17 protein-coding genes, 1 other RNA gene and 2 pseudogenes are annotated in these 19,064 nt (G+C 57.4%); 10 read left to right on the top strand and 10 right to left on the bottom strand.

The window, feature by feature from the left end; genetic code table 11:
- Window positions 1-147: 147 nt before the first annotated feature.
- From ACOKS3_RS25515 to ACOKS3_RS25480, 8 genes are all read left to right on the top strand, one after another.
- Window positions 148-1,179 (top strand): ABC transporter substrate-binding protein, encoded by a 1,032-nt coding sequence (locus ACOKS3_RS25515; RefSeq protein WP_009681611.1) that lies wholly within the window; start codon window positions 148-150, stop codon window positions 1,177-1,179.
- A gap of 40 nt (window positions 1,180-1,219) precedes the next feature.
- The gene (locus tag ACOKS3_RS25510; protein ID WP_009681610.1) at window positions 1,220-2,290 is read left to right on the top strand and encodes an ABC transporter ATP-binding protein; all 1,071 of its coding nucleotides are present in this window, start codon (window positions 1,220-1,222) and stop codon (window positions 2,288-2,290) included.
- Complete coding sequence (locus ACOKS3_RS25505; RefSeq protein ID WP_009681609.1) at window positions 2,283-3,152, top strand: ABC transporter permease; 870 nt, start codon at window positions 2,283-2,285, stop codon at window positions 3,150-3,152. Before ACOKS3_RS25510 ends, ACOKS3_RS25505 begins: the two co-directional genes overlap by 8 nt.
- A gap of 11 nt (window positions 3,153-3,163) precedes the next feature.
- Window positions 3,164-3,958 (top strand): ABC transporter permease, encoded by a 795-nt coding sequence (locus tag ACOKS3_RS25500; protein WP_197844851.1) that lies wholly within the window; start codon window positions 3,164-3,166, stop codon window positions 3,956-3,958.
- A gap of 92 nt (window positions 3,959-4,050) precedes the next feature.
- Window positions 4,051-5,187, top strand: a complete 1,137-nt coding sequence (locus ACOKS3_RS25495; RefSeq protein ID WP_017638571.1) for an NAD(P)/FAD-dependent oxidoreductase — start codon at window positions 4,051-4,053, stop codon at window positions 5,185-5,187.
- Window positions 5,177-5,512, top strand: a complete 336-nt coding sequence (locus tag ACOKS3_RS25490; protein WP_009681606.1) for a (2Fe-2S)-binding protein — start codon at window positions 5,177-5,179, stop codon at window positions 5,510-5,512. The genes ACOKS3_RS25495 and ACOKS3_RS25490 overlap by 11 nt, the downstream gene beginning before the upstream one ends.
- The gene (locus ACOKS3_RS25485; protein WP_009681605.1) at window positions 5,505-6,875 is read left to right on the top strand and encodes an FAD-dependent oxidoreductase; all 1,371 of its coding nucleotides are present in this window, start codon (window positions 5,505-5,507) and stop codon (window positions 6,873-6,875) included. The genes ACOKS3_RS25490 and ACOKS3_RS25485 overlap by 8 nt, the downstream gene beginning before the upstream one ends.
- Before the next feature lie 36 nt (window positions 6,876-6,911).
- Window positions 6,912-7,271, top strand: coding sequence for a RidA family protein (locus ACOKS3_RS25480; protein WP_009681604.1), 360 nt, complete (start codon window positions 6,912-6,914; stop codon window positions 7,269-7,271).
- Between the two features lie 249 nt (window positions 7,272-7,520).
- On the opposite strand, the gene ACOKS3_RS25475 is transcribed toward ACOKS3_RS25480, so the two are convergent.
- From ACOKS3_RS25475 to ACOKS3_RS25445, 7 genes and pseudogenes are all read right to left on the bottom strand, one after another.
- Window positions 7,521-7,823: a DUF3077 domain-containing protein gene (locus tag ACOKS3_RS25475; RefSeq protein WP_009681603.1), complete on the bottom strand. Its 303-nt coding sequence runs from the start codon at window positions 7,821-7,823 to the stop codon at window positions 7,521-7,523.
- 203 nt (window positions 7,824-8,026) lie between these two features.
- Entirely contained in the window at window positions 8,027-8,176 is a 150-nt protein-coding gene (locus tag ACOKS3_RS25470; RefSeq protein ID WP_009681602.1) for a hypothetical protein, read from the bottom strand.
- 11 nt (window positions 8,177-8,187) lie between these two features.
- Window positions 8,188-8,684, bottom strand: a pseudogene (gene radC / locus ACOKS3_RS25465) (RadC family protein).
- A pseudogene (locus ACOKS3_RS25460) lies at window positions 8,659-9,606 on the bottom strand (recombination directionality factor); the annotation flags it as partial. The pseudogenes ACOKS3_RS25460 and radC, both read right to left, overlap by 26 nt.
- 90 nt (window positions 9,607-9,696) lie before the next feature.
- Window positions 9,697-10,701, bottom strand: a complete 1,005-nt coding sequence (locus ACOKS3_RS25455; RefSeq protein ID WP_033959472.1) for a YqaJ viral recombinase family nuclease — start codon at window positions 10,699-10,701, stop codon at window positions 9,697-9,699.
- A gap of 75 nt (window positions 10,702-10,776) precedes the next feature.
- On the bottom strand, window positions 10,777-11,745 hold the full coding sequence (locus ACOKS3_RS25450; protein WP_023101482.1) for a DUF932 domain-containing protein: 969 nt from the start codon (window positions 11,743-11,745) through the stop codon (window positions 10,777-10,779).
- Window positions 11,746-11,832: 87 nt separating this feature from the next.
- On the bottom strand, window positions 11,833-12,162 hold the full coding sequence (locus ACOKS3_RS25445) for a hypothetical protein (protein ID WP_014003962.1): 330 nt from the start codon (window positions 12,160-12,162) through the stop codon (window positions 11,833-11,835).
- Between the two features lie 177 nt (window positions 12,163-12,339).
- On the opposite strand from ACOKS3_RS25445, the gene ACOKS3_RS25440 reads away from it, so the two are divergent.
- Window positions 12,340-14,649, top strand: coding sequence for an AAA family ATPase (locus tag ACOKS3_RS25440; protein WP_023101480.1), 2,310 nt, complete (start codon window positions 12,340-12,342; stop codon window positions 14,647-14,649).
- A complete protein-coding gene (locus ACOKS3_RS25435) occupies window positions 14,646-16,592 on the top strand; it encodes a UvrD-helicase domain-containing protein (protein ID WP_009685258.1) in 1,947 nt (648 codons plus the stop codon). The genes ACOKS3_RS25440 and ACOKS3_RS25435 overlap by 4 nt, the downstream gene beginning before the upstream one ends.
- A gap of 185 nt (window positions 16,593-16,777) precedes the next feature.
- On the opposite strand, the gene ACOKS3_RS25430 is transcribed toward ACOKS3_RS25435, so the two are convergent.
- From ACOKS3_RS25430 to ACOKS3_RS25420, 3 genes are all read right to left on the bottom strand, one after another.
- A complete protein-coding gene (locus tag ACOKS3_RS25430) occupies window positions 16,778-18,034 on the bottom strand; it encodes an integrase domain-containing protein (protein WP_009685259.1) in 1,257 nt (418 codons plus the stop codon).
- Window positions 18,035-18,218: 184 nt separating this feature from the next.
- Window positions 18,219-18,610: a transfer-messenger RNA gene (gene ssrA / locus ACOKS3_RS25425) on the bottom strand.
- Window positions 18,611-18,712: 102 nt separating this feature from the next.
- Window positions 18,713-19,003, bottom strand: coding sequence for a hypothetical protein (locus ACOKS3_RS25420; protein ID WP_103448889.1), 291 nt, complete (start codon window positions 19,001-19,003; stop codon window positions 18,713-18,715).
- Window positions 19,004-19,064 lie beyond the last annotated feature (61 nt).

Here is a 19,064-nt window from a genome sequence, read left to right as displayed (position 1 = left end):
CGGAACTGGGGCGCTAAGCGTCTCCTGGAAGACAACAATTATAGTCCGTGCATTGAAGCTGGGCTTCTGCCGACTGATGTTACCCAATTGAGTCAAAACAGAGGCGGACCACTGCCTCGTTAACTCGCGTGAGGAGGGGAAGCTGACATGAAAAAAATCAACACCTTTGCATTGGCCAGCGCCATTACGCTTAGCAGCGGCGCGTATGCGCAAGACACGCTCTATTTCGCAGGGTATTCCGGCGACTTTCAAAAGACCTTTGAAACGGTCATCCTTCCCGAGTTCGAAGCCAAGCATGATGTCAACGTCGTTTATGTGCCGGGCAGCTCGAGTGAAAACCTTGCCAAATTGCAAGCGCAGCGAGCCAGTCAGCAAATCAACGTTGCCTTGTTTGACGACGGCCCCATGCATTACGCCGTGCAATTTGGCCTGTGCGATAACTTGGCGCAGTCGCCGGTGTATCAGGACATCTACGATATCGCCGCAGCCTCGAACTTCAAGGGTAAGGCGGTCGGTATCGGGCTGGTGGCGACGGGCATTGCCTACAATAAAGCAGTCTTCGCCAAGAATGGTTGGGCGGCGCCCACATCGTGGTCCGACATCGCGGACCCCAAATATGCCAAGCGCGTCGCCTCCAACCCTATCTCCGGTACGTTCGGCCTAAATACCTTGATCATGTTCTCCCGCATCAACGGTGGCGGTGAGCATGATATGGACCCAGGCTTCAAAGCCGTTCGTGAAAATGTCGCGCCCAATGTATTGGCGTGGACCTCTTCGAATGCCCAATTAGCGCAGATGTTCCAGAGCAACGATATCGATATTGCTGTCTGGGGTAGCAACCGTGCCGTGGCGTTGAAAAAAACAGGCTTTCCTATCGAGTTTGTTTATCCAAAAGAAGGCACACCCGCCATTATTGCTTCGGCCTGTGTAGTTTCCGGGAATAAGCTCGCAGAAAAATCTCAAGCGCTGATTCAATACCTGGCGTCTCCCAGTGTGCAGGCCAAGTTCGCCACCGAGGGCTTCGGCCCCGTCAACCGGCAAGCCAAGCTCGAAGAGGGTTTGGCCGAAGAGGTCCCTTATGGCGAAGAGAAGCTTGCGCAGCTGGTGCCGATAGACTGGGACACCGTTAACCGTAAACGTGCTGAATGGACAAAACAGTGGAGCCGTACCGTTGAGTGAGCGCTTTTCTCGACGATGATAATAATAGTGAGTATTGGCCATGAGTAATTTGATTATCCGAGGGCTCTCGAAAACCTATTCGGGCGGCTTTACCGCTGTGCGCAACTTGGACCTAGAGGTTAAGAGCGGTGAGTTCATCTCGCTGCTGGGTGGCTCGGGATGCGGAAAAACGACGACACTTCAGATGGTCGCGGGATTTATTTCCCCTACCACGGGTTCTGTCCATCTCGGTGGCAACGACATCACCAGCATGCTGCCTGAAAAACGTGACATGGGCATCGTATTCCAAAGCTATGCACTGTTCCCGCATATGACCGTTGCCGAAAACGTCGGCTTCGGGTTGCAGATGCGCAAAGTGCCTAAACAAGAGCTGGCGACGCGTGTCGAAGAAGCGCTCGCGATGGTCCGTCTGTCGGGGCTCGGGGCGCGTTATCCACGGGAGTTGTCCGGTGGCCAACGGCAGCGTGTCGCTATCGCACGGGTTTTGACGATCCGTCCGAGTGTCTTGCTGCTCGATGAGCCTATGTCGAACCTCGACGCTAAGCTCAGGGGTGAAATGCATGTTGAGCTCCGGGCGCTCCAGCGCCGGCTCGGCATTACTACTATCTTGGTCACCCATGACCAAGTCGAAGCCATGACAATGAGCGACCGAATCGCTGTGATGGCCGACGGTTGCATCGCAGAGCTGGGTAAGCCTCAAGATGTCTACGACCAGCCCACCTCCAGCTTCGCCATGCGCTTCCTGGGTCAGACCAATATTCTCATGGGCAAGGTGAAGTCCATCTCCCAGGGACAGGCATTGGTCCACCTGGACGGCATCGTCGTGCCCGCGAACCGGCAGCAGCTCAAGGTGGGCGACGACGCCATGCTGTTCATCCGGCCTGAGCGCATCCGCTTCACCCCGCCCGGCGTTGGGAAAGCCGAGGGGCGTATTGCATCACGTTTGTTCCTCGGTGGCCTGTGGTATTACGAAATCGAAAGCGCCTTGGGCGCGTTGAAGATGACAGCACCGAACAATGGCGAGCGCCAGCCTCAAGAAGGCGAAACGGTCGGCATCGGTTGGGGCGACGGCGACCTGCAGGTCGTATCCGCGGAGGCCGCCCATGGCTGACACTACCTACCGCGCCAATGGTGCTCAGTGGGTACTCTCGCTGCCCGCGCTCCTGTTGTTTCTAGGGTTGCTCGTCGTACCCATCGCATTGACTGGCATGCTTTCATTCAATGTGTTCGACGCCATGAGTGGCACTCAAAACAGTTATACCTTGGCCAGTTACCTGGAGGTACTCAGCGACAGTTTCTATTACGAGCTGTTTGCCCGTACCGCTTTGATGTCACTGGGCGTCACCGCCGTCTGCATTGCCATTGGCGTTCCTGAAACGCTGATCCTTTCGCGCATGCGGCCCGCATGGCAAGGTGGCTTTTTCGTCGTGATACTCGGCCCGTTACTCATTTCCGTGGTGGTACGGACGTTGGGATGGTCGCTGTTGTTGGGACGTGAAGGTTTTATCAACTCAGCGCTGATGGCACTCGGTCTGATCGACCAGCCACTACAGCTCATGTTTACCCTGACCGGGGTAGTGATTGCCCTGACCCATGTGATGATGCCTTTCATGGTGATCTCGGTATGGAGCACGCTGCAAAAAGTCGATGGCCAGATTGCCCATGCGGCCCGCTCCCTCGGGGCCGGCCCGGTGACCACCTTCAGGCGCGTTGTGCTGCCGCAGCTGATGCCGGGTATTTTGTCTGGCGGGATCATCGTCTTTACCTTGTCTGCCTCGGCCTTCGCCACGCCGGCGATGATCGGCGGTCGCGGCGTCAAAGTCGTCACCACGGCGATCTACGATGAATTTCTCTCCACGATGAACTGGCCATTGGGCGCTTCCATTGCGGTGCTCTTGCTTATTGCCATTGTCTTCGTGGTGATCGGCAGCAATCGATTGATCGAGCGAAAATTCAAGCAGGTGTTCGTATGAGTGATCGCAGCCTGGAAAGTAACGGACCCTTTGCAATACTCTTCCACACACTGTTCGTCAGTTTCATTGTGGCGCCGCTGTTGATCATTGTATTGGTCTCTTTCTCAGACAAGGGCTATATATCGATGCCTTTCGACGGCGCCTCGTGGCGGTGGTACAAAGCCATTTGGGACGCCCCGGAGTTGATCAATGCGTTTTGGCTCTCGGTGTGGCTGGGGCTTGGCGCGGCGACGATTGCGTCCATTGTCGCGGTACCCGCCGCGATAGCTATTGCCAAATACCGTTTCGCCGGACGCGAAGCACTTACATCATTGATTCTCTCCCCCTTGATGATTCCTCATGTCGTGCTTGGTGTAGCGTTTCTCAGGTTCTTTTCAGTGGCGGGGATTTCGGGTTCCTTCATCGGGCTGTTATTGGTGCATGCATTGATCGTCACGCCTTACTCACTGCGGCTTACCCTGGCGGCTGTCATCGGGATTGATCGCGATGCGGAACTGGCGGCACGCTCACTCGGCGCCTCTAAATATGTGTCCTTTTGGAAAGTGTTGTTTCCCTTGATTCTCCCAGGCGTGGCCGGCGGTTGGTTATTGGCCTTCATTCAAAGTTTCGATGAAGTCACCATGACGATATTCGTCTCCACCCCGGGTACTACGACACTTCCGGTTGCCCTGTATGAACGGATCGCATTGATGACCGACCCGGTGACGACTTCGGTTTCCACGGTAATGATTGTGGGAACGATGATCCTCATGTTTTTGCTAGACCGTATTGTCGGTTTGGACAAAGTATTAATCGGTAAAAAATAGGCCCAGGTGCACTTTTCGCTTCCAAAGACTTTGGCAGCGAGGAGCCGCTCGCCCTTTTTTCAAGAGCTGCCGCACAGTTGCGGAGGTGAAGTATGAGCAAAGAACACATGATCGTAGTGGGCGGTGGACTCGTCGGCGCGGCAATTGGCTACGGTGCCGCGCGCAGGGGCCTTAAGGTCACCGTCCTCGACCAAGGGGATGCCGCATTACGCGCCTCTCGGGGAAATTTTGGCCTGGTCTGGTTATCGAGCAAAGGTGGTGGGATGCCCCGCTATGCGCAATGGACGCGCGATGCCGTAAGACAGTGGCCGGAACTGCACCGGGAGTTGCTCAGCCTGACGGGTGTCGATACGGGGCTTGAGCAAACGGGCGGCTTCTGGCTTGGGTTCAGCGAAAAAGAGGTACAAGCGCGGGCGGACTTGCTTGAGAAAATCAACAAAGCAGTGGGTGATATCCCCTATCAAATGATGGGCCCTGCAGAGCTGAGGCAGCATTTGCCTGGGCTAGGCCCCAAGGTCGTCGGCGGAAGCTTCGGTACTCATGATGGCCACGCCAACCCCTTGATGCTGCTCAGGGCACTGCATGCGGGTCTGAAAATGAAGGGGGCAGATATCATTTCTGGCGTTGACGTTGTTGCGGTCTCGCAGGACCCCGGTACCGGTAAATTCACGGCGCGTTCCCGGGATGGCCAATCCTGGAACAGCGACAGGCTCGTACTCGCCGCCGGTATCGGGATCTCCGAGTTGGCATCGCAAGTGGGGTTGCATGCCCCAACCCGCCCGACGCGCGGGCAAGTGCTGATCACCGAGCGGCTCAAGCCGTTTATCCCCTACCCGACGAACAAGGCGCGGCAGACCAAGGAAGGGTCGGTGCAGATCGGCTCGACTTCAGAAGATGTCGGTCTGGATGATCGCACGACACCTGACAAGATCAGCTGGCTCGCCGAACGGGCTGTAGATACGTTTCCCGCCCTCAAGGATGTGAGGCTCGTTCGAGCATGGGGCGCCATTCGGCCTTTAACCCCCGACGGCTACCCGGTGTACCAGAGTTCGACGACGTGCCCAGGGGCCTATGCCGTTATTTGTCATAGCGGCGTGACACTGGCGGCAATCCACGCCTACGTCATCGGGCCCTGGGTCGGGGGCATAACACCCTCACCCCCGAACTTCGAAGGGTTCCACAGCGACAGATTCCTAGACCCCAACGCGAGTTTTACCCATGACCACTAAGCCGCTTTTTTCTGTTTCGAACGCGCCTGCTGGGCGGACGGTAAAAATCACATTCGAGGGGCAAGAATTGCGCGTCGCCGAGGGCATCAGTGTGGCTGCCGCGTTGCTGACCCAAGGCGCCCGTGATTTCCGCTCCAGTATCGTCGGTAATGTTTCCCGCGCTCCGTACTGCATGATGGGTGTTTGCTTTGAATGCCTCGTTGAAATCGACGGCGTACCCGCACGGCAAAGTTGCATGGTCCCGGTGCGCGACGGCATGCATATCAAGCGTCAACTCGGCGCTGTGGCACTGGACCTCGGCGAAATGGGAGGGTGCCATGAATAATGTCCCGGTAGACCTGGTGGTCGTCGGTGCCGGCCCAGCTGGAATGGCCGCAGCCTGCCAGGCACGCGCCCAGGGGTTGACGGTGGTCGTGCTGGACGAGCAACCAGCGCTCGGCGGCCAGATCTATCGGCGGATCGAGTCCGCTCCTGAAGCCATACAACACATCCTCGGCGCGGATTACGTCGCAGGCCGAGCCCTTGCTCGTGAATTCAAAGCCAGCGGTGCTATCCACATCACCGGTGCGGTGGTCTGGAACGTGGCCGCTTCGGGGGAAATCAATTACATCGCCAATGGCCATAATGAAGACATCGTCGGCAAGTATGTCGTACTGGCCAGCGGCGCCATGGAGCGACCATTCCCCATCAAAGGCTGGACGTTACCTGGTGTAATGGGCGCGGGTGCCGGTCAGATCATGCTCAAAGGGGCTGGTGCACTGCCTACCGAGCCCGTTGTCCTCGCCGGTTGCGGTCCGCTGCTCTACCTCTTGGCTTGGCAATACCTCAGGGCAGGCGTGGCGATCAAGGCGTTGGTGGACACCACACCACAGTCGGCTTATGTCCGGGCGTTGCGCGAAGCGGCTGGTGCGCTCAAAGGCTGGCGTGATCTTGCCAAGGGCATGAAGCTGCTCGCGTCGATCAAGCGTCACGGGGTCAAGGTTTACTCGGGCGCTACCGACCTGGCAATCGTGGGGGACCATGCGGCCCAAGGCATTCAATTCAAACATCGCGGGCAGCGCACGTCCGTCGCGTCTTCTCTGGTGTTACTGCATCAAGGGGTGGTCCCGAATGCGCAACTCAGCCTCTCGACGGGCGCCGCGCACTATTGGAGCCCCGAGCAACTTTGCTGGTTGCCGCATACCGATGAGCATGGACGCCTGGGCGACACCGTGATCTACGTCGCCGGTGATAGCCGAGGCATCGTCGGCGCCAAGGCATCTGCTGTACAGGGACGCTTGGCGGCCTTGGCAATTGGGGCGCAGCTTGGAAGTTTGCAGGGCTTGGGACATCAACTGGCCGGACTGGCTCAGCAGTTGGAAAACGCTACGAGCATCAGAAAGTTCCTGGATGTTCTTTATCGCCCCCAAGAGGAAAATAGAATTCCCGCAGACGATAACGTGCTGGTGTGCCGCTGCGAGGAAGTGACTGCTGGGCAGATTCGCAGCTATGTAGCGTTGGGCTGCCATGGGCCGAATCAAACCAAGGCATTTGGCCGCTGCGGCATGGGGCCATGCCAAGGACGTTTCTGCGGTTTAACCGTCACCGAAATTATCGCGAAAACGCGCAACGTCGATCCTAACGAGGTCGGCCACTACCGCGTTCGCGCCCCTATCAAACCTATTTTACTGGGCGAACTTACACATTAGTTCGCCCGTTCTTCATACTAAAATCCAGGAGCCTATATGAGTGATATCGTTCGCATCGAAACTGACCCGCGCCGTAGCCGGGTCGTTATTTATAATGGTGTGATTTATGTCGGCGGGATGACCGCCGATGACCGCACTCAAGATATCGCCGGCCAAACACGCGATACATTGGCGAAAATTGAAGCTTATCTTGAGAAGGCGGGCTCAGACAAAAGCCGGGTGCTGACAGCGCAAATCTGGATCAAAGACCTGGCCCGTGACTTCGACAGCATGAATGAGGTCTGGAACGCCTGGACCGCACCGGGTTGCGCCCCCACGCGCGCCACCGCCCAGTGCGACATGGGCGCGCCGGATGTGCTGGTCGAGATCATCGTGACCGCCGCGGTTGCTGAGTAAGCCGCCTCGCAGTACTACAGCTAAACCGGTCTGTACGGTGTTCACGGCACCGCGCAATGTGATGAGGCGTTTCAACTACAGCTTCTGACTGGCGTGAGCGCGCGCACCGGCGCAAGGTGCGCCGCTGCGCCCACGGCTTACCAATCAGCCGGGGGGATATCCGCGGCTATCGCACCCGGCATGCCATCTACGGCCGCTACGCGCCCGATCGCGCAGCCCAGCGGGCTGAGTGGACTCCCCACAGGATTTCTAGGCCTTCAGAACAGTCTTCTCCCGCTTGTTCCGCATCCGCCCAGCCTCCACATCCGCGAGAATCGCCTGGGCAAGCCCACTCAGGTAATAGGCGGCCCAGATCATGTCGCCATCTTCATCCACAGCCCCCGCGAGGATCAGCTTGTGCACGCACCCCAACAGGGTCGAGGCCTGTTCCAGGGCATAGTCGCAGGGCACGCCAGGGCTGATGTGGAACAAGTCCATGGGCGGATTCTGGTTCGTGATGAAGCTCGTCACATCTGCGGTAGTGGCCTTCTCGGCCTCGGGAAGCGCGCTCATGTCATCACCTCCTGGCGCTCAGCCCTTTGGCTGCGTCCCGTGTCAGCACGGCGCTGGAGTCGCACATCAAACATTGTCTGTTCATCGTCATGCTCCCTATTGAATTGAGGCGGCCAGTGCAGGCCTGGCGGCTCGGGCTAGTGATTAGTTCTGTGGTGCAGTGGTGGACTCTGCCGCGGCTGTTCCGGGCGCCAACGCCTTCACTAGGCGGCAGAAATCCAGCATGCCAGCAGCACGGCGATCAGCAGGGGCGGAAAGCGCGCCAGCAGAAGCACCAGCAGCAGAAGGGCCAGGCAGCCTGCGAGGATGCCGGCGAACAGGAACACGGCAGCAAAAACTCGTAGTAGCTTCATTGTCGCTCTCCTCACAGGTAGCCCTGTTCCGCCAGCGATATGCAGCCCTTGTGGCCCACCACGATGTGGTGCAGGGTTCGTACCCCGACCAGGTTCAAGGCCTCCCGCAGCTTGTGGGTGAGGGTGAGATCCGCTTGGCTGGGTTCCGGATCACCGGAAGGGTGGTTGCGGACCAGCACGGTTGCTGCGGCGTTGTGCTCCAGGGCAGCCTTGACGACTTCCGGGGATAGACACTGGCGCTGTCCAGGGTGCCCCGGAACAGTTCGTGAAAGACGATCATCCGGTGCCGGCTGTCGAGCAGGAGCAGGGCGAATGCCTCATGCTCGTAGTCGCCCAGCTGCGCCTGCAGGTGGCTGAATACTTCCTTCGGTGAAGTCAGTGCTCGCTCCCGACGCAGACGCAGATTCGCCAACTGCCGGGCCATCAGCAGGATGTCGGTTTCGGTGACCGGCGACTCGACCAGGTAGGTGCCGGTCGATTCGCTGGCCTTCAGCTTGTGCGGGTGCATGCTGGGCTCCTTGATGGTGATCTGTCGGTGGGGTATGGAGCTGGGCTTGTGCGTCCAGCTTCTCAGCCAGGCTGGTTTTCGCGGAACGCTGGGAAGTATTGGTGGTTGGAGATGAGGTTTCTTCGGCGGGGTAGAACTCCTCGGCGATGGCACCAGCATCTTCCTCACTGTCCTCGAACGCGCCATTGCCGAAGCCACGCTTCGCCGCTTCATCCAAGGCGGCCTGAACGAATCCTGCTGCTTGCCGCTGCGCATCGAGCTCGTTGGCGGCCTGCAGCGTCTCGGCAATGTCCATACCGCCGCGTACCGTCAGGTCGACGTAGAAGATCGGCGTGCCATGGCTTTGCCGGGTGGATTTACCGCGCAGGCGCAGTTCGAGCGGCAGGCACGCCAAGCGGTTCCCGGAGATGGCCTGAAAGTAATGCAGCCGGGCGGCGAGGGTGCGGATGCTGTTGAAGCCGGTGGTGCGGAACACGAAGCTGCCCAGCGGATCGTCGTCACCAATGATCACGTTCAGTCGGCCGTAAGGTTTGCAGGCATTGCCTTTGGCCAACGAGCAGGTGTCTGGCGAAGGGCAGGGCAGTGACTGCATGCCGTCCTGGGTGACCCGCTTGCAGATCTCGCCGTTGCCCACGCACAGCGGCCGCCCGGATTGCCGGTCGAACAGGGTGTAGTCGGCGCGAAAGTTCAGCTCCGGTTCGTTGAACAGCAGGCGTACCGGGATGCTGCGCAGCTTGTCTTCCTTGCCCTGACGCAGCTCATCATTGAGCGGGTGCAGCAACCAGCCGTCATTGCCTTGTACCTGGGAGGTGATGGTGAACTGGTCATCCTTCTCCGGAAGGCGCTTGCCGTTCTTCTTGACGACCTTACCGATAGAGATGCGTCCGAGCACCGGGGGCGTGATAGCCAGACCTTTGAGCATGGGGGTTCTCCTGAAAATGAAAAAAGGCCAGCCACGCAGCACGAACTGCATGGACTGGCCAAGGGGGGGAAGAGTTGATGGAGATGGAAATCAGCCGACCAGGAAACGCCGCGCACCGGGTTTCAGCAGCGGGTACTTGGCCTGCAGGTAGGGCTTTTCCTGGAGCAGTTGAGCGACATCGAGACCGACGCTGTCCTTGGCCTTGCGCCAGCTGACGTAGCCGCTGGAGAACTCCGCCCGACTGGCATCACCCATGGCCTGTTGCAGCATCTGCTTGAGCTCGGCCTCGCGCTTTTCCTTGTCGGCAATCGACTGGCGAACGGCCTTGAGCTCGATGAAGGCAGCGGCCAGTCCGGCATGGCTGCTGAAGTCGACGACCTGACCGTTATCCTCTGGATAGAGGCAGCGCAGTGCTGCTTCAGCAGAGACGGTGCCATCGGCTGGCGGTGGCGTATCGGTTTCCACGTAGTGCCAGAACTTGCGCTCCAGTTCGATCAGGCGAGCGATCATCTGCTCGTCCCGCTCGATGCGGTGGATATCCAGCGTCTGGCCGCCGAGCAGCACGGCCACATCCGCAGCCTGCTTGCCGGTGACGGCGAGCTGGTGCATCACCTGCAGCTGCACATACTCGGGCACGCCTTCTTTCCAGAGGCGTGCCCCGTTTATGCCGCCGGTCTTGCATTCGAGGATCTGCACGTCGTCGGCACCGATCACCTCACGGTCGATGTTGGCCAGCATCCAGGGCAACTCGGGATCGGGATGCTGCAGCACGGCGTTGATACGCCGGACTTTGTTCTTGGTGCGCTTGCTGTAATGCCAGGCTACGATGGGTTCCAGGACATTGCCCCAGTACATCGGGCTTTCCTCATCGTGGGGATCGGCCTTGGGCAGCTCGGTGTCGCGGCCGGTTTTCTCCAGCCATAGCTCCAGCTGCGACTTGTAGGGGTTCAGTCCCACGGCAGCGGCGGCATCCGAACTGCCGATGCCCTGCTTGCGGATCTGCAGCCAGTCCTCGCGCGGCAGCTCCTTGGTGCTGACCAAGCGCAGGGCAGGACGTTTCTTGCGGGTGCTGCCGTTCAATGACGTTGCTTTCATGGTATTCACCTGCTGACATAAAAACGCCCAGCCAGCACAAGGCTGACCGGGCGCGATGGGTGAGGTAGGTGACGATTAAGCGGCGAGTTGCAGTGCGGCATCTAAGGCGCGTTGCTTAATCTGTGCGCCCTGGCCGAACCAGGCCGAGTCCATGCGGTATTCGTTGCTACGGGCACGGCGCTCATGGTCGACATACTCGGTTACGGCGTTGAGCAGGCCCCAGGCGGTGCCGCGTGCCGAGTCCAGCTGACTGCCTCGACCGCGACCCTCGTACAACTCCTGGACCTTGCGCAAGGCGCGTTCGTTGGGCAGTTGCTCCGGCAGCGCGCCGGTCGGGCTGGTCTCGCACAGCACATTCATGAAGAACCCCAATGCTTCATGCCATTGCACCTTGCGTTCGGCCAGCGCCCGCATGCGGTACATGAAGCCGTCCCATTGCGAAACGGCGATACCGAGTTGCTTCTTCACCGCATTGGGGTCGAAGCGGGTGTTGTGCGGCACCTTGATCGCCCGACTGGTGCCGTCCAGGGCGATGGTCAGGGTGTTATTGCACACCACCCGTACGGTGGTCGGAGTGGCGGTGGTGGCCAGGGTGCCGTCGCAGGACGTCGCCAGCAGCAGATAACCATTCACCTGGTCGTTGCCCTTGAGCGCCGCGCCTTGCCCGGTACGCGCCAGCGCCCAGAACTTGCGACCGCCCTTGAGTACGCCAGCCGTTTCCAACTCGTAGCCGGAAACCTCGGTGAGGTCACGATAAAATTCGAGCACTTCCCGGGGCTGCACGGTGTGGTAACGCTGTGAGACCACCGACAGCGGCGCCTTGCTGTCGGAGCGGTAGAGCACCTTTTGCTCGGGGAAGGAGTGGATCGCGCCCAGGTGGCCGACGGCATTCGATTTGAAATGCACGGGGCTTTCGAGGATCTGCCAGTCCATGCCGGCTTCGCGTTGCCAGACTTCGATGGGTTGCTTTTGCGTGAGCTGATTGCCCAGGCCATGCCACGGGGTAGCGCCAGCGTAGGCCATGGTTTCGACGAGATGTGCCATGTGAGTGATTCCTTTAGGTGCAAATCGGTATAAAGCGCTGAGCGAGGCGCAGCACCGACTAGATGAATGGATGGGAACAGCGCTGGATCAGGTCGGCAGGTTGAAGCGATGACCGCAGAGCAGGCAAAGGTTGTGGGCCAGAACGTGGCGGTCGAGCGACTCGCCGAGTTGAGCGCCGAGCGCGCATCCACCGACGCCACCCGCCAGACCGCCGAGGATGGCGCCCGACACTGAGCCGAGTGTGATACCGACCGGCCCGGCGAGCGCGCCGATGGCTGCGCCGGCCTGCCCACCGGTCCAGGCTGCGCTGACGCCACGCGCAACACCGCCTACAGTGCCAATAGCTGCACCGACTTTCATGGCGTGATGGAAGGAAGCGATCTTGGGGGAGTTACAGCGAGGGCACTGCAATGACATGGTGAGAACCTCATTGGTAGGAATGTCGCTGCTGTTATGTAGGGCTGAGTTTTTTTCGAATCGAATGGCCGTTTTTCAGCAGCTTACTAAGGCGCAGTGAGCTACAGTCGGCCAAGAGTGGACGAACAGATATATTGTTCTGAATTGGTGTGCCCCCATGGATTGAGAGGAACCAAAATGCCAGAAGCGGTTGTCGCCACGCCGGTAGCTGGAAGCATCACCCTTCGACTCCTAGAGCTTTGTCAGTTCCGGCGGCTTGGCAAGGTCCAGCTAGATATCGATAAGAAAACTACTATTCTTGTCGGAGCCAACAATAGCGGCAAAACATCGGTTCTTGCAGCGCTACGCCACTTCCTTTCAGATGGCTCTCGCTTCGGCGCTTTCGATATCAGTCTGTCGCAGTGGCCGAAGTTGCGAGCGCTTGGTAAAGCTTGGGAATTGCTGAAGGAAAACCCGTCGACAGTGATTGGATCCGAAGAGCAATGGATCGAGCAGCTTGGAGTCATTCACTCGGCTATGCCGACGTTGGACCTATGGTTCGATGCGGAGGCTGGCATGTTCCACTATGTCGCCCCGTTTCTCTCAAAATTCAGCTGGAAAGGAGGGGCCGTTGGGGTACGGTTGCGTCTGGAGCCCGCTGCAAGCGTTGACGAGTTGAAGCAGCTGGCTTGGGCATACCACACCGCGCGACTGCCGGTGAAGGATATGGGGGCGGATTCGCTTGCCTGGCCCATTGACCTCCTCGACTTTTGGTTGCGCGAGCCACAAAGGTTGGGTCAAGTCCGAGCATACAAATTAGATGCAGACAAAAATCCACTGGACGGGCTCGAGACCTATGCCGCTCAGACTCTGCCGGCAGACGCCAGTCCAATTGAGCGCAAAAATCTACAGAAATTGATACATGTTGACTTCGTAGCAGCGCAGCGGGGTCTTGGAGGTGAGGAAGCTGATTCTCGATCTGCTTCTGGCCCCCATCGTGTCGGCATGTTCTCCAATCAACTTCTCAAGTTTGCTCGACAACACCTAAATATTGCTACAACAGGTCATGGGCATCGCGCAGACCTTATTAAGGCGGTCGCGGAGGCACAGCAGGAACTGGACAAGAAAATTCACGAGGCGATCGCTCCGTCGGTGGAAGAGGTCAGAGAACTCGGATACCCAGGGCTGCACGATCCCCAAGAAATTCGCTTCCGCACGCGCATACAGACAGCTGATTTGCTCGACCATGGTACTGCAGTCCAATACAGCATGCAGAAGGACTCACTAGAAGAGCTTCTTCCCGAGTACTCCATAGGCCTTGGATACCAAAATCTCCAATCGCTCAGCTATCAACTGGTTTCTTTCAAAGCGGCTCGACTCAAGCCTGAAAAAGGTGCCCCGGTACCCGTTCATCTAGTATTGGTTGAGGAGCCTGAGGCGCATCTTCATGTTCAAGTGCAGCGTATCTTCCCAGATAAGGCTCACAAGCTGATCAGCCCGAACGAAAAAGAAGCGTCAGGACTTAAAAGCCAGTTAATTATCAGTACTCACTCCAGCCATCTCGCGCACGCAGAGAGTTTTGATCGATTACGATACGTCCGTCGCATAGCAAAGAGCGCAGAAAATCCCATGCCGACCACTGAGGTGGTTAATCTTGGGAAAATTTTCGGTGATGACCAAAAGACCCGTCAATTCGCAGAGCGGTATTTCCGCGTTCAGCATACTGACCTTTTGTTTGCCAATGCTGCAATCTTCGTTGAAGGCGTTGCTGAGCGCATGCTGGTCCCGCTTTTCATCGAACGAGATTTTGAAGTTCTCAACAGCCGCTATCTGTCGTTCCTAGACATCGGCGGTAGTCACGCTCATCGGCTTAAGCCTCTCGTGGAAAAGCTTCGTATTCCCACGGTCATCATCACCGACGTCGACCCCGTTGAGGAGAAAGCTGGGAAGCCGACGAAGGATGGTGAGCCGACCACCACTCTAGTTGCAGTGGCTAATACTGGCCAAGCCGGGCTGCAATGCGGGAACCCGACGCTGCGCGGTTGGCATCCGAAACTGCAGCAGCTCGAAGATTTCAAAAACCCAGTAGAGGTACAACTTGTTTGGAGCGAAGTCTCTGAATGTTTAGTGCGCTTCGCCTGGCAACTGCCCGTGGCTGAAGCGGGCGACCATTGGCCTAGCACCTTTGAAGACTCACTTATTCTCAAGAACATTCCTTGGTTCAAAGGTCTTATGGATGAGAAGGTCGACGGCTATGGCAACAAAATTAAGCCGCCCAAAGGCGCACTCGGCTCCGTAGCTCGACGCGTTGCCGACCATGAAAATATTTCGGATTTGGTCGCATCTCTACACAAACTCATGCACGGCTCATTCAATAAAGGAGACTTCGCTGCAAGCATCTTTGAGATGATTGCGGCGGCCGAACCAATTGCTTGCCCTAAGTACATTGCGGATGCCTTAGAATGGCTTCAAAAACAATTGGATCCCAATCCGGAGTTGCTGCCATGACTGCGGTTCCGACCCTTGGCAACGATCGCGATGCCGGCGTAGTTGATGAAATCTGTGGCTACCTTACGGAAGAACCGCCGCGCAGCTATTTCCTTTTTGCGGGTGCCGGTTCCGGTAAAACTCGTACTCTGGTTGAAGTTCTTCGGCGACTTACCGGCGTCATCGAACACGATAAAGGCAATAAGTTAGCACGGCGTCTGCGAATGTACGGGCGCTCGATTAGGGTGGTGACATATACCAAGAATGCCGTCTCGGTCATCAACGGACGCCTCGGCGACAACGACTTAGTCTGCGTATCGACGATCCACTCATTTTGTTGGGAGCTCATCAGCGGCTTCAACGATGATATTCGAGAAGCACTTGTTGCCGTTAAAGAAGCTCAACTTGCGAAAGAAACTGCCGAGGCGCAAGCCAAGCCGAGAGGCATTACGCCAGCTAAACAGCGAGATCTTGACGAAATCAAGGATGATATCGAGGCCTTTAGAGCGACCGAAGTGTTCATCTACCATCCTGATCGCAACACGTACGGCCCCGGCGCACTTGCGCACAACTATGTCCTCGACGCGACAGCGTGGCTGCTCCGAAATAAACTTACGCTCCAAACCATTCTCAAGGACCGCCACCCCATAATTCTTATTGATGAGTCGCAGGACACAATGAAAGGCATGCTGGACGCTTTGATGGGGCTTGCAGAGCAGGAAGGGAGCGACTTGACTCTTGGGCTGCTCGGTGATCACCGGCAACGCATTTATGCGCACGGGCACGCCGATCTTTCAAGTCTTGTCCCGCAAAACTGGGCAACGCCAGAGCTGCAGATGAACCATCGCAGCCAGCGCCGAATCGTCACTCTCATTAACAGAGTTTGGGAAGCTGAGCTTGATGGCCGGACGCAGCCTATAAACGGTGTGGAGCAGCATCCTAGAACTGAAAAGGCCGGAGGAGTGGTTCGGATCTTCGTGGGGGATACTTCGCGTTCTCCGGAGAACAAAGTGATCGGTGAACGTTGGTGCTCAGATCGGATGCACGGAGCCACTGGGGACGCCGCGTGGTATCAAGGCCAGTATCAGTTGCTCGCGCTGGAGCACAAGCTCGTCGCCACTCGTGGCTCATTTCTCGATGTGTATGAGGCTATGGTCCTGCTAGATCCTGACGCCGCAGCGCCTTCTGGCAGTGGTGATAACAAGGGGCCTTCTGCAGTGCAGGTTCTCCTAAACGAGCTTGCTCAGCTTGAAGCATGCGTAGATATTGACGGTGCCGTAAACGAGTTAAAGGTCACAGAGGTATTTCGTCGGTATGGACGCCTCGACAACCTACCGGAGGAATGTGTCTCACGAGCGAGTCGCGTGGAGGAGATGCTGAATGCCATCACTGCATTTGCCACCGCCTGCGGCAATTCAAACTCAACTATTGCAGAAGTGCTCGCACCAGTCTTGAGCGCACACTTATTTGAAGTCGATCATCGCCTCTCGGAAGCATATGCGGACAAGTCGCCACCTCTTCCGGCACCGGGCCGGGGGGAAGAGGAATCCAAACAGGCCAGGATGCGGCGTGGGTGGTGTGCGCTGTTCGCCGCACCTTGGAGTCAACTCAGACTTTACCGAACTTACCTCGCCGGGAATTCAGTTCTTGCAACGCATCAGGTGGTGAAAGGTTCTGAGTTTATGCACGTCATGGTTGTTATGGATGATGCTCTTGCTGGTGGTTTCCTTATTTCCTACGACAAGATTTTTGGTGGTGTGGAGCTTAGCAAGCGGGACAAAGAGAACGCAGAGCAGGGCAAAGAAACGACTATCGACCGCACCTTGCGGTTGTTTTACGTAACCTGCAGCCGCGCTCAGGAGTCGCTTGCCCTGGTGCTCTGGTCGTCCGACCCAGCAGCGGCACTTGATAGAATCAAGGAAAGCAACTGGTTTACCATAGACGAGGTAGAGACAATACCTTAGCTAATCCGATAGGTAACAAAGGTGCGCCGGTCAACCCTGATGTAGAGGGTCCTTAAAGAAATGACGGGTCTCCAATAGCGGCGTGCTATCGGGCTAAATCCGGCACATCCGTATTCCGTGCAAATGTCTGCGAATAGTAGTTATTTGTCTATTGCAAACGACTACTTTTGGGCAGTGTTTGTTGGTCAACGTATCGAAACGACTTTTTTGTCCCTATTCTCCTGGATAGCTGATACCGACAGATTGCCCGTTGCTGCTCCCTGGATGTGCTCACTCCACCAGGTCATCATCGGGCGTCTCCGCTCGATGTAGTCCGCACGGTTGTAGGCACTGCGAACCTCGTCTTTATCGACGTGGGCCAGTGCTACCTCGATCAACTCGGGATCCCAGCCATGCTCGTTGAGGATGGTGCTACCCATCGAGCGCATGCCGTGGCTGACCAGGCGTCCCTCGAAGCCCATTCGTTTCAGCGCCATGTTGGCGGTCTGGCTGTTGCAGTGGGTGCGGGGGTTTCGGTCTGCGGGGAACACATACTCCCGATGTCCACTGTAAGGTTTGATAGCTTCCAGGAGCGCGAGAGCCTGCTCCGTGAGCGGGACAATGTGCGTGCGGCGCTTCTTCATACGCTCCGCAGGGATCGTCCAGATCTTCTTCTCGATGTCGATATCTGCCCAGCGGGTGGTTGCTGCCTCGATTGGTCGAGTCATGGTGTGGAGCTGCCATTCGATCAGGCAGCGGGTTGTTCTTTTTATGCTGGCATTGGCTATTGCCACCATGAGCTCTTTCAGCTCATCGGGGGGTAGTGCCGGCATGTTTTTCTTTTTCGGTTTCTTGAAGACGGAGCGGATGCCGCTAAGGGGGTTCGCGTGAATCAGTCCCGAGTTGACCCCGTAGGTCATGATCTCGTTGAGTCGCTGCGTCAGCCGCTTCACAGTCTCAAGGCTGCCCTTGGTTTCGAGTGGTCGGAGCAAGTTGATAACCTGAGGGGCGTTGATGGCTGAGATCGGAGTGGTGCCCAAATCAGGGAAGATGTGTAGCGTGAGGGAGCGCCAGATGTCCTCAGCGTAGGCCTGTGTCACCGAGTCCTTTTTCAGCTCATACCAAGCCGTCGCGATGTTCTGAAAGGTATGTTCGGTCGCGGCTTTTTTCGCCTGACGGTTAGCGTTGCGCTGTTCCTTCGGATCGACTCCTTGGGCAACAAGCTCCCTAGCCTCGACGGTTCGCTTGCGCGCCTGAGCCAGGCTCACTTCAGGGAAAGTTCCTAGACCCATGTTTATCCGTTTCTTCGTTACGGGATGGATATAGTTAAAATTCCACAGCTTAGAGCCATTGCTTCTCACTCGCATCTGGAGGCCGTTGCCATCAGTTAGTGTGTAGTCCTTTTCACTAGGCTTGGCGGTTTTGACTTTGAGGTCAGAGAGGCGAGTAGCTTGGGCACCCATGATGTATTCCAAAGCTGGTTGTGTATTCCAAAAAATACCAGCTGAGTGCTTGGAATACCACGTGGAATACACGAAAACATAGATGCTGCTGGACGCTATTGGATCGCCATGGCGCTGAAAGCCCCGTATTTGCTGAGTTTCAGGCACAAAAAAAGACGTCCGTGGACGTCTTTGATTGATCATTTGGTGGAGCCGGGGGGATTTGAACCCCCGTCCGCCAGTACTCCGCTGTCGGTACTACATGCTTAGCCGTGTCTACTGATTTAATCCGCAGCCGCCCGACGGGCAGGGTGCTTTGGATGAGTTGGGTAAGTTTTAGTCGCTTTGCCCCCAACGTGCTACACGACGATCCTGTTCTGTATGACAATCATTTCGGGTTTACAGGCATCCCCTGATGATTGCTGGAGCCGAAGCTACCAGGAGAGCGGGCTCAGCTGCTTACGCAGCGAGAGCGTAGCCCTCGTAGTTTTCGTCATTGGCAACTATAGAAAGTTGCAACAGTGGATTTACGAGTTCTGTTACCAACTCGGCATGCACCTAGAGTTTCGCTACCGGCGTCGAATCCTGATCGGCCCCACACTAGCTCTTGGCTAACGCACCTTACGGCACGTGAGACGGAGTATACGCCATTGCGCGGGCGACGTCGACAGCCGGTCCTGTCGCCCGCACTGCAGGGGTTCAAGCACCGCTGCCTGCCGCGCCGCCGCCTTTCTCGGTCTTTTCCAGGCGCTCCAGTACTTTGCTGGTGATGGCGATGCAGCCCTTGGTGTCACCTGACGCCTGGGCGGCCTTGGCTTTGTCTACCTGCTCGGTGAGGGCTTTGTCCAAGCCTTCGGAGGTAGCACCGGCGGTGGCCATGCTGTCGTCGATCTTCTGCAGGTTGGCGGTGCACAGGTCATCTGCGGCGAAGGCCGGGGATGCCAGGAGGGTAGCGGCCGCGAAGAGGGCCGAAAGCGCGGTACCTTTCATGGGTGTCTCCTTTTATGGCCGCTTGGAGGTGGGCCTGTAAGGGTGGACTGCCGGGATTTGC

Source organism: Pseudomonas sp. HS6-2, assembly GCF_049325675.2.
GTDB lineage: Bacteria > Pseudomonadota > Gammaproteobacteria > Pseudomonadales > Pseudomonadaceae > Aquipseudomonas > Aquipseudomonas putida_N.
The sequence above is the reverse complement of the archived record's forward strand: the minus strand, read 5'-3'. Positions and strand labels throughout refer to the sequence as shown.

Bases quoted from the DNA above. Each gene is read 5' to 3' on its own strand.
- ACOKS3_RS25515 (WP_009681611.1), top strand. From the start codon at position 148: ATGAAAAAAATCAACACCTTTGCATTGGCCAGCGCCATTACGCTTAGC.
- ACOKS3_RS25510 (WP_009681610.1), top strand. From the start codon at position 1,220: ATGAGTAATTTGATTATCCGAGGGCTCTCGAAAACCTATTCGGGCGGC.
- ACOKS3_RS25505 (WP_009681609.1), top strand. From the start codon at position 2,283: ATGGCTGACACTACCTACCGCGCCAATGGTGCTCAGTGGGTACTCTCG.
- ACOKS3_RS25495 (WP_017638571.1), top strand. From the start codon at position 4,051: ATGAGCAAAGAACACATGATCGTAGTGGGCGGTGGACTCGTCGGCGCG.
- ACOKS3_RS25490 (WP_009681606.1), top strand. From the start codon at position 5,177: ATGACCACTAAGCCGCTTTTTTCTGTTTCGAACGCGCCTGCTGGGCGG.
- ACOKS3_RS25485 (WP_009681605.1), top strand. From the start codon at position 5,505: ATGAATAATGTCCCGGTAGACCTGGTGGTCGTCGGTGCCGGCCCAGCT.
- ACOKS3_RS25480 (WP_009681604.1), top strand. From the start codon at position 6,912: ATGAGTGATATCGTTCGCATCGAAACTGACCCGCGCCGTAGCCGGGTC.
- ACOKS3_RS25475 (WP_009681603.1), bottom strand. From the start codon at position 7,823: ATGAGCGCGCTTCCCGAGGCCGAGAAGGCCACTACCGCAGATGTGACG.
- ACOKS3_RS25470 (WP_009681602.1), bottom strand. From the start codon at position 8,176: ATGAAGCTACTACGAGTTTTTGCTGCCGTGTTCCTGTTCGCCGGCATC.
- ACOKS3_RS25455 (WP_033959472.1), bottom strand. From the start codon at position 10,701: ATGAAAGCAACGTCATTGAACGGCAGCACCCGCAAGAAACGTCCTGCC.
- ACOKS3_RS25450 (WP_023101482.1), bottom strand. From the start codon at position 11,745: ATGGCACATCTCGTCGAAACCATGGCCTACGCTGGCGCTACCCCGTGG.
- ACOKS3_RS25445 (WP_014003962.1), bottom strand. From the start codon at position 12,162: ATGTCATTGCAGTGCCCTCGCTGTAACTCCCCCAAGATCGCTTCCTTC.
- ACOKS3_RS25440 (WP_023101480.1), top strand. From the start codon at position 12,340: ATGCCAGAAGCGGTTGTCGCCACGCCGGTAGCTGGAAGCATCACCCTT.
- ACOKS3_RS25435 (WP_009685258.1), top strand. From the start codon at position 14,646: ATGACTGCGGTTCCGACCCTTGGCAACGATCGCGATGCCGGCGTAGTT.
- ACOKS3_RS25430 (WP_009685259.1), bottom strand. From the start codon at position 18,034: ATGGGTGCCCAAGCTACTCGCCTCTCTGACCTCAAAGTCAAAACCGCC.
- ACOKS3_RS25420 (WP_103448889.1), bottom strand. From the start codon at position 19,003: ATGAAAGGTACCGCGCTTTCGGCCCTCTTCGCGGCCGCTACCCTCCTG.